Source organism: Paraplanobispora takensis, assembly GCF_016863195.1.
Lineage (GTDB): Bacteria > Actinomycetota > Actinomycetes > Streptosporangiales > Streptosporangiaceae > Planobispora > Planobispora takensis.
In genome coordinates this window covers 1-12,014 of sequence record NZ_BOOK01000096.1, presented here as the reverse complement: position 1 = coordinate 12,014, position 12,014 = coordinate 1, and the positions used below count along the sequence as shown (strand labels likewise).

Annotated in this window: 12 protein-coding genes and 1 pseudogene; 2 read left to right on the top strand and 11 right to left on the bottom strand. The window is 72.6% G+C overall.

Going from position 1 to position 12,014, the window contains the following annotated elements; genetic code table 11:
- From Pta02_RS40180 to Pta02_RS40140, 10 genes and pseudogenes are all read right to left on the bottom strand, one after another.
- Positions 1 to 319 (bottom strand): hypothetical protein (locus Pta02_RS40180; protein WP_203880301.1); only part of this gene is annotated, 319 nt, incomplete at its 3' end.
- A gap of 527 nt (positions 320 to 846) precedes the next feature.
- Positions 847 to 2,919 carry an iron ABC transporter permease gene (locus tag Pta02_RS40175; RefSeq protein ID WP_203880300.1) on the bottom strand — a complete coding sequence of 691 codons (2,073 nt, stop codon included), beginning with the start codon at positions 2,917 to 2,919 and terminating at the stop codon, positions 847 to 849.
- Positions 2,916 to 3,902: an ABC transporter substrate-binding protein gene (locus Pta02_RS40170; protein WP_239131595.1), complete on the bottom strand. Its 987-nt coding sequence runs from the start codon at positions 3,900 to 3,902 to the stop codon at positions 2,916 to 2,918. Before Pta02_RS40170 ends, Pta02_RS40175 begins: the two co-directional genes overlap by 4 nt.
- 10 nt (positions 3,903 to 3,912) lie before the next feature.
- Positions 3,913 to 4,731 carry an ABC transporter ATP-binding protein gene (locus tag Pta02_RS40165; protein WP_203880299.1) on the bottom strand — a complete coding sequence of 273 codons (819 nt, stop codon included), beginning with the start codon at positions 4,729 to 4,731 and terminating at the stop codon, positions 3,913 to 3,915.
- 51 nt (positions 4,732 to 4,782) lie between these two features.
- Entirely contained in the window at positions 4,783 to 5,835 is a 1,053-nt protein-coding gene (locus tag Pta02_RS40160) for a zinc-binding dehydrogenase (protein WP_203880298.1), read from the bottom strand.
- A 156-nt stretch (positions 5,836 to 5,991) separates the two neighbouring features.
- Entirely contained in the window at positions 5,992 to 6,882 is an 891-nt protein-coding gene (locus Pta02_RS40155; protein WP_275423661.1) for a chitosanase, read from the bottom strand.
- 117 nt (positions 6,883 to 6,999) lie between these two features.
- Positions 7,000 to 8,397 (bottom strand): glycoside hydrolase family 43 protein, encoded by a 1,398-nt coding sequence (locus Pta02_RS40150; protein WP_203880297.1) that lies wholly within the window; start codon positions 8,395 to 8,397, stop codon positions 7,000 to 7,002.
- A gap of 40 nt (positions 8,398 to 8,437) precedes the next feature.
- A complete protein-coding gene (locus Pta02_RS40145; RefSeq protein ID WP_373872441.1) occupies positions 8,438 to 8,878 on the bottom strand; it encodes an FCD domain-containing protein in 441 nt (146 codons plus the stop codon).
- Positions 8,879 to 8,887: 9 nt separating this feature from the next.
- Positions 8,888 to 8,956: pseudogene (locus tag Pta02_RS42145) on the bottom strand (GntR family transcriptional regulator); the annotation flags it as partial.
- A 12-nt stretch (positions 8,957 to 8,968) separates the two neighbouring features.
- Complete coding sequence (locus Pta02_RS40140) at positions 8,969 to 9,097, bottom strand: GntR family transcriptional regulator (protein ID WP_203880295.1); 129 nt, start codon at positions 9,095 to 9,097, stop codon at positions 8,969 to 8,971.
- A 97-nt stretch (positions 9,098 to 9,194) separates the two neighbouring features.
- Between Pta02_RS40140 and Pta02_RS40135 the strand changes: the two genes are divergently transcribed.
- Positions 9,195 to 9,854, top strand: a complete 660-nt coding sequence (locus Pta02_RS40135) for a class I SAM-dependent methyltransferase (protein ID WP_203880294.1) — start codon at positions 9,195 to 9,197, stop codon at positions 9,852 to 9,854.
- 25 nt (positions 9,855 to 9,879) lie between these two features.
- On the opposite strand, the gene Pta02_RS40130 is transcribed toward Pta02_RS40135, so the two are convergent.
- Positions 9,880 to 10,908, bottom strand: a complete 1,029-nt coding sequence (locus Pta02_RS40130; RefSeq protein ID WP_203880293.1) for a LacI family DNA-binding transcriptional regulator — start codon at positions 10,906 to 10,908, stop codon at positions 9,880 to 9,882.
- Between the two features lie 320 nt (positions 10,909 to 11,228).
- Between Pta02_RS40130 and Pta02_RS40125 the strand changes: the two genes are divergently transcribed.
- On the top strand, positions 11,229 to 11,975 hold the full coding sequence (locus Pta02_RS40125) for a hypothetical protein (RefSeq protein ID WP_239131594.1): 747 nt from the start codon (positions 11,229 to 11,231) through the stop codon (positions 11,973 to 11,975).
- The last annotated feature ends 39 nt before the right edge of the window (positions 11,976 to 12,014 follow it).

The window sequence follows — 12,014 nt, the reverse complement described above, 5'->3', positions numbered from 1 at the left end:
CCTTGCACTCATCGACTGAGTACTTCGGCGGCTCGAACCGGTGATCCCGGAACGACAGGGACATGGTTGCGGAGAAGTCCTCGATGGGACTGATCTCCTCAAGGATCTCATCGAGGCCCGACTGGGTCCGGATGTTCCTGCGCCCGTCCCGGCGGGCCGCCTCGACCCGGGTCTTCCACCTCTCGTTGCCCACCAGCCAGTCGTACGACTCGGTCTGCAGGGCGAGCAGGTCGGGAACTTCCAGGGGCTCGTGGATGCGGGAGAAGGAGATGCGACGGGGAGCGGCGGGTACGGCGGAGGCGTTGCGCGAGGCTGCCAACAGATGTCCTTCCGAGGGCTCGCGGCGGACTGGCTCCACGCACGCTGGACGACCTCGCAACTGAGCGAGTGGAGGGGGTCGTCAGAAAGGGTGCGTGGAAGCGCGAGCGTACTCGCTATATCTGAATTTGTCCACGCTAACGCAGACCCATCTTTCCGGTCGCATCTACAGAATGCCGTACGCCGCTCCGCTTGTCAATCACCACTGCGGCTTGTCGGGAGTTCCACCCGAAGGGCCGGCGGCTGGTGCCGCTGTCGGCCCTCGGCGCCGCGAGCGATGACGATCATCCCCACAAGCCCGCCGAGCGGGCCGTACGCGACTCCGAACCGGCTGGACCATCCTGCTGGATAATCACCGGCACGCGGTTCGGGATTCTCGGCGAGACCCGGGCGTGGCAGGACGGCTGGACCCGAGGCAGGATCGCCCTGGTGGGCGACGCCGCCTGCTGTCCCTCCTGCCCCCCGGGAGGACGCCGCGACCCGCTCGACGGCCGGCGGGGGAAGAGTGCTGCGGCAGGTCCCGGCGGGTCAGCCGTCCGCCCGGGCTCTCGAGCGCCACAGCAGCCACACGAAGTACGGCGTGCCGAGCAGGGCGGTGACGATTCCGGCGGGGACCTGGGCCGGGGCGATGACGGTGCGTCCGAGCGTGTCGGCCAGGCTCACCAGCAGGGCGCCGAGCAGTACGGCCACGGGGAGGACGCGGGCGTGGCCCGAGCCGACCAGGGCGCGGGCGGCGTGCGGGGCGATCAGGCCGACGAAGCCGATCACGCCCACGGCGGAGACCGCGGTGGCGGTCAGCAGCACCGCGCCGCCCAGGGCGGCCAGCCGTACCGGTTCCAGGGGGACGCCGAGGACGCGGGGGCTGTCCTCGTCCAGGGCGAGCAGATCCAGGTCACGGCGGAGCCAGGCGATCAACGGGATCACCAGGACCAGGGCCAGCGCGACCGGGATGAGCTGGACCGGCAGGCGGCCGTAGGTGGAACCGGACAGCCAGGTCAGCGCCATGGCGGTGTTCCAGGGATCCGCCTTGACGATGATCATGATGGTGACGGCGGTGCACGCCGCCTGCACCCCGACGCCGATCAGCACCAGGCGGTCGGAGTTCAGCCCGCCCCGCCACGACAGCAGGTACACCAGGGCGGCGGCGACCAGCGCCCCGGCCATGGCCGCCGCGGTCATCGGCCAGATCCCGGCGAGCGGCACGAGGGCCAGCAGTGAGATCGCGCCCACGCCCGCACCGGCGGTGACGCCGAGCACGCCGGGCTCGGCCAGCGGGTTGCGGCACACGGCCTGGACGGCCGTGCCCGCGGCGGCCAGCGCGGCGCCGGCGAGAACGGCGGCGAGGACGCGGGGATAACGCTGGTCGAGCACGTAGGTGAGGGCGCGGCCGGTCCGACCGCTGAGCCAGTTGACCAGGTCGCCGCCCAGGATCCAGGTGTCACCGCCGAGCATGCCGAGGAAGACCGCCCCGGCGAGCAGGACCGCGGAGACCGCCGTCACGATCAGGAAGGCGGTACGGGAACGGGCGGCGACGCGCACGATCGGCGGCTGGCGGGTCGGTCCGGCGTCGCGGTAGCGGCGGGCCAGCCACACCATCACGATGGCGCCGAACAGGGTGGTCACCACTCCGGGCGGCACCTCCACGCCCGCCTGCCCGCCGAAGACGGCACGCAGCGCGATGTCGGAGCCCAGGACGATGAGCACGCCGACGAGACCCGCCAGCGGCAGCGTCGTACGGTGGCCGCGCGTGCCCGGGAGCAGCCTGACGATCACCGGCGCGCACAGGCCCACGAACCCGATGGGGCCCGCGACGGTCACCGCGGCGGCGGCCAGCACGACGGCCAGGAACGTCAGCCCCAGGCGCAGCCGCCTGACGTTGACGCCGAGCACCGTGGCGGTGTCGTCGCCCAGGCCGAGGATGTCGAGCCGGGGCCCGGCCAGTACGGCGGCGCCGACGGCCAGCAGGATCAGCGGGCCCATCTGCGCCACGGCGTCCAGGTCGCTCTGCACGAGGGAGCCGCTGCCCCAGGCGAACAGCCCGGTGGTCTCCTCCTCGAAGAGGATCATCAGCAGGTTGGTGAGCGAGTGGAGCGCCAGCGCGGTCGCCGAGCCCGCCAGGATCAGCCTGGTGGTGCCGATCCGGCCGCCCGCGGCCAGCGCCAGGACGAGAGCGGCCGCCGCCAGCCCGCCCAGCAGGGCGAGCAGGCCTGACAGGAAGAGCGGCAGCGTCAGGCCGAAGGCCGCCGCCGCGGCGACCGCGAAGTACGCCCCGGAGCTGACCGCCAGCGTGTCGGGCGAGGCCATGGGGTTGCGGGAGACGGCCTGCAGCAGCGCGCCCGCCACGCCCAGGGCGACGCCGACGGCGACCCCGGCCAGCAGCCGGGGCAGCCGGGAGGCCAGCAGGATCCGGGCGGCCTCGCCGTCCCCGTCGCCGAACGGCAGCCGGAGCAGGTCGAGGGCGCCGATCGACGAGGTGCCCTGCGTCACGTGGACCGCGGAGGCCAGGACGACCGCCGCCAGCGTCAGAAGGACGACGCCGGCGCCCCCCAGCCGCCGCAGCGGCGTGGTGGGCACCGGCGGGGCCTGAACCTCGGTGCTCAACCGGTGTAGGCCTTCACGACGGCCTCGGCGTACTGCTCGGCCGACAGCGGCCCGCCGAAGGTCCAGATGCCGTCGGGCAGCTTGGCGACCTGCTTCTTCTCGACGAAGGGCAGGTTCTTCCAGATGGCGTTCGAGGCCAGCCCGTCGGCGAAGACGTCGACGCCGTCGGAGGCGTTGTAGAAGAAGCGGGTGTCGGGGTCCTTCAGCGCGGTCAGGCCCTCGACGTCGGTGACGCCCAGGCCCCACACCGGGTCCACCTCGCCCGTCCAGCCGTTGACCAGGCCGAGCTGCGTGATGATGTCGGAGACCAGCGCGCCCTTGCCGAACAGGCGGATGGAGATCTTGCTGCCGTCCTTCCAGCCGTCGGCCATGACGAACGGCTTGCCGGCGAAGCCGGCGGCGGCGAGCTTGCTCTTGCCGTCGGCCAGCGAGGCGTCCAGGTCGGCCAGCAGCTTGTCCGCCTCGGCGGTCTTGCCCAGCGCGGTGGCGATCGTCTTGAGGTCCTTGCGCATCCGGCCCAGGTTGTCGCTCCCGTCGCTGCCGGTCATGACGACGACGGGGGCGAACTTCTCCAGCTGCGGCACCAGCGCGGAGTCGCGCGAGGTCTCCATGACGATCAGGTCGGGCTGGAGGGCGGCGATGGAGTCGACGCTCGGCTCCTGGCGGGTGCCGACATCCTTGACCGAGGGGTCGAGCTTGGCCGCGGTCACCCAGGTGCCGTAGCCCTTCGTGTCGGCCACCCCGATCGGCATGACGCCGAGGCTGACCACCATCTCGGCCTCGCCCCACTCCAGGGCGACCACCTTGGTGGCGGGACGGTCGAGGGTGATCTGCTTGCCGCGGCTGTCGGTCACGGTGACGGGGGCGGCGGAGGCCGTGCCTCCGGAGGCGGCCGGTTCCGGGGCGGCGGCCTCGGTGGTGCCGCAGGCGGCGAGCACGGCGATGGAGGCCACGGCCACGAGGGCGGTGCGCAGGGGGATCATGGTGTTCCTGTCAGGTTGTGGCGGGGACGCTTCTGGTGTGCCGCCCGATCGGGCGAGTGGTCACCGTCCCCGTCCTCGGGTCGTGCGTGACCTCGATGCGGATGCCGTACACCTCGGTGAGCAGGTCCTCGGTGAGGACCTCGGCGGGCGGCCCGTCGGCCCGGACGCGGCCGCCGTGCAGCAGGACGACGTGGTCGGCCAGCTCGGCGGCCTGGTTCAGGTCGTGCAGGACGACTCCGACGGCCACCTCGTGGTGGTCGGCCAGGTCGCGCACCAGCTCCAGCAGCTCGATCTGGTAGCGCAGGTCGAGGAAGGTGGTGGGCTCGTCCAGGAGCAGGACGCCGGTGTCCTGCGCCAGGCAGGTGGCCAGCCACACCCGCTGCAGCTCGCCGCCCGACAGCTCGTCCGCCGGGCGGTCGGCCATCCCCGCGACGCCGGTCAGCTCCATCGCCCCGGCGACCGCGGCCTCCCCCTCGGGGTCGCCCGCCCGCCACCGGCCCCGGTAGGGGTGCCTGCCGTACCCGACGACGTCCCGGACCCGCACGCCGGACGGTGTGGGACGGCTCTGGGCCAGCAGGGTGACCCGCTTGGCGAAGTCGCGGGCCGACATGTCCAGGGCGGAGAGGTCACCGGCCAGCGTCACCGTGCCGGCCTCCGGCCGGTGGAGCCGGGCCAGCGCGCGCAGCAGGGTGGACTTGCCGCTGCCGTTCGGGCCCACCAGGGCCGTCACGTGTCCTTGCCTCAAGGTGATGTGGCCGTTCTCGACGGCGGTGGTGCCGTGGTAGCTGAGACGCAGGTCGGCTCCACGCAACGAGATCTTCTCGGTCACGTAGCTTAGGTTAGGCTTACCTAGCCGAATGTTCAACTTTCATCTATTTGATCATGGCTGGTGGGGGAGGATCACGGTCACGCCCGGCACCGATCCGATCTCGGCCAGCGCCCCGCCCGCCTCTTCCAGGCCGATCGTCCGGGTGACGAGCTCGTCGGGGCGCAGCGTGCCCGACCCGATGAGCTCCAGCATCGGCGCGTAGGCGTGGGCGGCCATGCCGTGGCTGCCCAGTACGCGCAGCTCGTAGGCGATCACCCGGTCCATCGGGACCGGTGTCCGGCCGCCCGGCAGGAGGCCCACCTGCACATGACGGCCCCGGCGCCGCAGGCCCAGGACCGACACCGCGCAGGTCGGCGCGCTGCCCAGCGCGTCGATCGAGACGTGGGCCCCGCCCCCGGTCAGCTCCGTGATCCGCGCGGCCGTGTCCTCCCCTGCGCAGGCCTCTCCCCGGGTGGCGTCGACCACGTGGGCGGCGCCCGCCTGCTCGGCCAGCCGCAGCGCCTCGGCGCTCACGTCCACGGCGACCACCCGCGCCCCGGCCGCCGCCGCGATCATCACGGCGGACAGGCCCACCCCGCCGCACCCGTGCACCGCCACCCACTCCCCGGGCCGTACCCCGCCCACCTGGACGACGGCCCGGAAGGCGGTGGCGAACCGGCAGCCGAGGGAGGCGGCCGTGGTGAAGGACATGCCGGCGGGCAACGCGACCAGATTGACGTCCGCGTTCTCGACGGCCACGTACTCGGCGAACGACCCCCAGTGGGTGAAGCCCGGCTGGGTCTGGCGTTCGCACACCTGCTGGTCGCCGGTGGCGCACGCCGCACAGGAACCGCACGCTGCCACGAAGGGGACCGTGACCCTGGCTCCCGGACGCCAGCCGCGGACCTCGGCGCCGGCCGCCTCCACCACGCCCGCCAGCTCGTGTCCCGGCACGTGCGGCAGACGGGTGATGTCGGCATCGTGCCCCTGCCAGCCGTGCCAGTCGCTGCGGCACAGTCCCGTCGCCTCGACGCGGATGACCACTCCGCGCGGGGAGGCGGTGGGGGCGGGGACATCGCGGACGTCGAAGGGACCGCCAAAGCGGTCAAAAAGGACAGCGCGCATGGGATGAGGGTACGGCACGCGCTGTCGGCGTGATCTCCGGCGAGGGGCCCGCGCGAGTCGTCCCGGTGGCCCGATCGGACCCCCGCAGGAGCGCGGGAAGGGCGGGGAGCCGGGTGCTGCGGAGACTCGGCTCCCCGGGAATGAACCGCCGGGCGACTACTTGATCGTGTACGGGTCGCCGTAGACCTTCCACGACAGCGGCGTGTTCAGATCCAGGTTCCCCTTGCCGAGGAAGACCCGCTGCGCGGTGTCGACCCGGCTGGTGTCCTCGTGGGCCGCCTCGGCCTTCATCGCCTTCTTGCGCGCGTCGAGGAACGCGTGCAGGTAGGCCCGCTCGTCACCGCCCTGCGCGGGCGGCTTGGCCTTCTTCAGGGCGTTCTTCCTGATCGCGCCGAAGCTCTGCGGGTCGGTCCCGCCGCCGTGCATGACGAGGGCGTCGAAATAGATGAACTGGCCCAGGGTGCGCAGGCCGTCCTTCTTGGCCCGGTCGACCGCCGGGGTGAAGTAGACGCGGTCACGCTCGTCGTTCTGCGCCTGCTGGAAGACCCGGTCCCGGGCCGCGGTCTTCCAGTCCCTGACGAACGCCGAGCCCAGGCCGGCGTGCGAGTCGGTGCCGTTCACCCTGCGCAGGGCGGGCAGGTACTCGGCCAGCACGTTGTCGGGCTTGCGCCGGGCGTAGAGCTCCACCAGCTCCAGCATGTCCCCGGTGCCGGAGCAGAAGCCGACGACGCCGGCGGTGTAGCCGCGGCCGTCGTCGATGTCCTCGATGTACTTGTACTGCGCTCTCCAGTCGAGAGAGGAGTTCTCCGCGCTGGAGACGATCTGCAGGGCGACGTCCTTCTTGCGCGGGTCGGTGAGGTCGGCCGCGGCGCCCGCCGTACGGTCCGGGCGGTGCTCGGGGGCGGCGGCGACCGGCGCGGGCCCCGCCGTGACCGCGTGGCCGGGACCGGCGAGGAGCGCGACGGCGGGGGCGGCGAGCACGGGGACGAGGAGGAGCCTCAGGGTACGGTGGCCGGTGGGAAGGCCGGATGCTGTGGGTAGGGGCACGGAGTCTCCAGAAGGGTGGGGGAGGATGCGCCGGAGACCGGCGATCGTCCGTTCGTTAGGAAACCTTCCTAACGAACTTAACCGTGCCCGCGATCGAATCGTCAACCGGAGGCCCGTTTAGGAGAAGCGCGCCTCGGCGTCACGGAGTTCGGTCCGCAGGTGGACCGGCCCGGCGTCGGGCAGCCCGATCGGGGCGCCCGCCGGGGTGCCGACCTCGCCGCGGTCGCCGGCCAGCAGTTCCAGGCAGCGGCCGATCCCCTCCCGCCGGGTGACGGCCAGGAGGTACCAGTTCTGCGTGTTGTAGTAGGCGGTGATCCCGGCCAGTTGCTGGAAGTCCTCCGGGGCGAAGTCGACCGGGACGGTGAGGTGGCATCGGGTGGAGGTGGCCCGCCGGGCGACGAGGCTGGGCCGTACCCGCGACCAGGGGGACTGTCCGCCGCGCAGCCGCAGGTGGTCGCCGGTGGCCGTCATCCACTCCTCGGACGCCGGGCGGCGCAGCGTGCTCCACTCGGTCCCCGCCCAGCCCGCGTCCTCTGTGTCCTGCGCGTTCTCGGTGGACCCGGCGGACCACGGGCGGGGTTCGAGCGGGATCTGCACGGTCTCGGCCGGCACACCGCCCTCGACCCTGGGCCAGCCGCCGGCGGGCCAGTCCACCCGCTGCAGCGCGGTCTCGCGGCCGAGCGTGCACCGCCCGCGCGGGGTCAGGGGGCGGCTGGTCAGGTGGACGAGGAACCAGTCGCCGCCGGGGGTGTCGACCAGGCTGGCGTGCCCGGCCTTCTGCAGCGTCAGCGACGGGTCGTGGCGGGCGGTCAGCGCCGGGCCCGCCGGGTCCGGCTCGTACGGACCCGGAAGCGAGCGCGAGCGGGCGACGGTCACCTGGTGCTCCCAGTCGGTGCCGCCCTCGGCGGTGACGAGGTAGTACCAGCCGTCCCTGCGGTACAGGTGCGGGCCCTCGGTGTAGCCCGCCCCGGTGCCCTTGAAGATCACTTCCGGGGTGCCGATCAGCTTGCCCTCGGCCCGGGAGTACTCCTGGACGATGATGCCCGAGGCCCAGGGCATCCCGGGACGCCAGTCGCAGCGGTTGCTCAGCAGCCAGCTGCGGCCGTCGTCGTCGTGGAAGAGGGAGGGGTCGAAGCCGCGGGCGTGCAGCGGGACCGGATCCGACCACGGGCCCTGCGGCGAGGCGGCGGTGACGACGAAGTTCGGGGTGTCCCAGAAGCCGCCGGAGCTCTCCACGTCGGAGTAGACCAGGTAGAACAGCCCGTCGGCGTGGGACAGGGCGGGCGCCCAGACCCCGCCGGAGTCGGGCACGCCGGTCAGGTCGAGCTGTTCCTCCCTGGTCAGGGCGCCGCCGAGGCAGCGCCAGTCGGCCAGGTCGCGGGAGTGGTGGATGCGCACCCCGGGGCACCACTCGAAGGTCGAGGTGGCGATGTAGTAGTCCTCGCCGACCCGCAGGATGGACGGGTCGGGGTGGGAGCCGCGCAGGACCGGGTTGCGGGCGACGGCGGAGGGCATGCGGGAACGGTCTCCTTGTATGTGTACGGCGGGCGGGGAGTCAGGCCGTGACGCTTCCGGCGGCCAGGCCGGAGCGCCAGTGGCGCTGGAGCAGCAGGAGCGCGGCCACGTCCAGCAGTTCTTCGGCGCGGTGCCCGGAGGGCATCTGCCCGACCGCCAGGGCGCTGCCGACCAGGCTGTTGAAGGCCAGCAGGCAGGCGACGTTGCCCGAACCCCGGATGATCAGCCGCCACCAGGCGACGTCGGCGGCGCCCAGCGCGACCAGGTCCTCGCCTTCCGCGCCGTAGCGGGCCGCGGCCTCGACGATCGCCGCCAGGTCGGCGCCGGTGCCGCGCCCGGCGCACAGCCGGGCGGCGTCGGCGCCGACGCACGCGCGCATCTCCAGCACGTCGCGCTGCAGGCTCTCGACCCGCAGGATGTCACCGGCGTGGGCGAGATGGATCGCGAGGTCGAGGCCGGCGTTCTGCCGCCAGTCGAGCACGCGGGTCCGCCCGCCCTGGCTGACCTCCACGAGCCGCGCCTGCTGGAGACGCTCGATCGCCTCGCGTACGGCGTGCCGGTTGACGCCGAACTACCCGGCGAGGTCCCGTTCGGCGGTGAGCTCGGTCCCGGGAGCCGGGTCGCCGCTGAGGATCCGGTCCCTCAGTCGCGCGAAGACCTGGTCGGAGACCGATTCGCGCCGGATGCGCTCATCTGTCATGGCCGGCAATTGTGTTCTGTGCCGCCGTGCAGGTCAACTGGTTGGACCAGTTGAATGCGCTGTGGATCAGCTCGGCGGTACGCGGTACTTTGAGGCGATGGGAGACAGCGGCCCGGCCGGTACGACGGTGAACCATCCGATCTTCGCCCGCTTCTACGCCCGCCTCAGCCGCGCGATGGAGCATCGGGGGCTGGCCGAGCAGCGCCGGAGACTGCTGGCGGGCCTGTCCGGGAACGTGATCGAGGTCGGCGCCGGCAACGGGCTGAACTTCGCCCACTACCCGCCCGCCGTCACCCGCGTCCTGGCCGTCGAGCCGGAGCCGCGACTGCGCCGTCTGGCCCGCGAGGCCGCCCGGACGGCTCCGGTCCCGGTCGAGGTCACCGACGGCCTGGCCGAGCACCTGCCGGCCGCCGACGCCGCCTTCGACGCCGCGGTGGTGGCGCTGGTGCTGTGCTCGCTGCCCGACGTGCCGGCGGCCCTGGCCGAGCTGCGCCGGGTGCTCGCCGCGGACGGGCAGGTGCGGTTCCTGGAGCACGTGCGTGCCGACACCCCCGGGTGGGCGCGGGTGCAGGACGTGCTGGACGCCACCGTCTGGCCGTACCTGGCGGGCGGCTGCCGCACCGGCCGCGACAGCCTCGCGGAGATCCGGGAGGCCGGGTTCGCCGTCACCGACCTGGAGCGCTTCCTGATGGCGGAGACCCGCTCCCCGGCGTCGTTCTTCGTCCGGGGTACCGCCCGGCCCGCCCCCGGCCGGTGACCCGCCCCCGCCTGCGGGGCGGAGGTCAGGCTTCGGCCGCCGCGGGCACGGGGGCCGGGACCGTGCTGTTGCGCACGACGAGCTCGGGACGGTAGAGCAGCTCGGCGCGGGTGCCGCGGGTGCCGCCGATCTCGTCCAGGAGGGTGCCCACCGCGGCGAGGCTCATCTCGCGCACGGGCTGCCTGATCGTGGTGAGAGGCGGGTCGAGGTACGGGGTGAACAGCGAGTCGTCGAAACCGACCACCGAGATGTCCTGGGGCACGCGCAGTCCCCGCTGGCGTACGGCCCGGATCGCGCCGATCGCCATGACGTCGCTGCCGCAGCAGATCGCGGTGCAGCCCTGGTCCAGCAGGATCTGGGCCGCCGCCTGGCCGCCCTCGACGGTGAACAGCGTGTTCACGACCAGCTCGTCGGGGACGTCGCCGCCCAGGTGGCGGGCCAGGGCGCGGCGGAACCCCTCGGTCTTGCGGATCGACGGCACGAAGCGGCTCTGGCCGATGGCGAGGCCGATGCGCCGGTGGCCCAGCGCCGCCAGGTGGTCGACGGCCATCTCCATCGCCGCCACGTCGTCGGTGGAGATGTGCGGCGCCTCGATGTCCGCCCGGTAGCCGTTGACCATGACGATCGGCAGCCTGCTCTCGATGAGCCGGAGATAGCGGCCTCGGTCGGCCGTGGAGTCGGCGTGCAGGCCGCTGACGAAGATGATGCCGCCCACCCCCCGCTCCATCAGAAGGTCGATGCAGTCGTCCTCGTGCATGCCTCCGGGCACCTGCGTGCACAGCACCGCGGCGTAGCCGCGCATCGCCAGCGCGCCCTCGATGACCCCGGTGAACGCCGGGAAGACGGGGTTGGACAGCTCCGGCACGATCAGGCCGACGAGCCCGGCCCGCTGCTGGCGGAGCCGGGCGGGCCGCTCGTAGCCGAGGATGTCGAGGGCGCTGAGGACGGCCTGCCGGGTGGCCGGTGAGACACCGGCTTTACCGTTCAGCACACGGCTCACGGTGGCCTCGCTGACCCCGGAGTGGGCCGCGATGTCGGCGATACGCGTCGTCATGGCCGTCAACCTATCGTTCACCTTCGCCGGGCAGGTCAGGCCCCGGCCGGACGGGATCCGGCCATGCCGGGGGTATACGGATGCGAGTCAACGGTTGATAAGTCTTTCTGAAATTTACTGAAAGCCTTATGATCGCTTTCAGCAAGTTTCTCGCGGGGGCGAGTGGGATGTGACCGCTCCGTGCCCTCCGCGTCCGCTCACCGACCGGACTCCCCCGGAGTCCGCAGCCGATCTCCTCGCGCCGCCGACCCCGGCGGGGCCCTCCGCGTGCCGGACCCCGGACGGTGGCGGCGCGGCAACGGAAGAAAGGTGCTGAAGTCATGACAGTAGAGAGGGGAAACCCACCCTCCCTCGGGCTCCTCAAGGGCGGTGCGCCGGTCACCGGACGTCCGCGGCACCGCCGCGACGTCGTCCTGAGCTCGGAGCGGGCATGGGCGCCGCACCTGTGGTGGATCGCCCTGGCCGCCGGCGCCGCCGGAGCCGCGTTCGTGTGGCTGGCCACGCCGCACGGCCGGGAGATAGACGCGGTGTGGGAACTGGGCGTCAAGCTGCTCGCGTTCGCCTGCCTGTGCGCGGCGATCGCCTTCTTCCCCTGGTCGTCGCCGCGCCTGCACTGGCTGATGTACGCGCCGTTCGTCTTCTTCACCGGCTACGTGATCCCGCGGATCAGCTACTTCTACTACATGGACGCCGCGCGCGCCCAGGGCGACAGTTTCTACACCCATCTCTACCTGCTGCTCTATCCCGGGCTCGTGCTCACCGTCGCCGCCGCCCACCGGCTGGGCGGCGGGACCCCGGGCAACTGCCTGAAGGTCGCGGTGAACGGCATCGTCATCGTGTTCTCCGGCTTCCTGGACGTCATGTGGCAGTTGGTCAACCCGATCCCCATCCCCGAGACCATCGACGCCCCGCACATCACGATCTTCACCGGCGGGCCGATCTCCTTCGGCGCGACGATCCTGTTCACCCTGGCGCACCTCCCCGTCGTCATCGGGATCGGCCTGCTCCCGCTGGACCGCTGGATCGGCCGCCTGCTCGGCGCCGCACCCGCCGGCGGTCCGCAGTGAGCACGGGAGGCGGGCCCACGCCGCGGCACCCGATCGCGC